Origin of the sequence: Mycobacterium sp. UM_Kg27 (assembly GCF_000972905.1) — a bacterium.
GTDB lineage: Bacteria > Actinomycetota > Actinomycetes > Mycobacteriales > Mycobacteriaceae > Mycobacterium.
Genome location: NZ_JRMM01000386.1, coordinates 1 through 226, shown reverse-complemented (window position 1 = coordinate 226; position 226 = coordinate 1). Strand labels below are relative to the sequence as shown.

Annotated in this window: 2 pseudogenes; both read right to left on the bottom strand. The window is 60.2% G+C overall.

From position 1 onward, the window contains the following. A pseudogene (locus tag LI94_RS22930) lies at window positions 1–89 on the bottom strand (type VII secretion protein EsxI); the annotation flags it as partial. Window positions 90–109: 20 nt separating this feature from the next. Further along, window positions 110–226, bottom strand: a pseudogene (locus LI94_RS22925) (WXG100 family type VII secretion target); the annotation flags it as partial.

The window sequence follows — 226 nt, the reverse complement described above, 5'->3', positions numbered from 1 at the left end:
GCCTGGTGCTCAGCCTCCAACGACGCCGCCTGAGCACGAATCAACGCACCGTGGGCATCCACATCACCGAACTGGTAGTTAATCGACATGGTCGTGGTTCCCCTTCTGCCTAGCTGCCGGACAGGATCTGCTGCGACGCAGCTTCCTGCTGCTCGTAGTGGTTAGCGTCGCGAATCAACCCATCCCGCACCCCGTGCAGCATGTTCACGATGTTGCGAAACGCGGT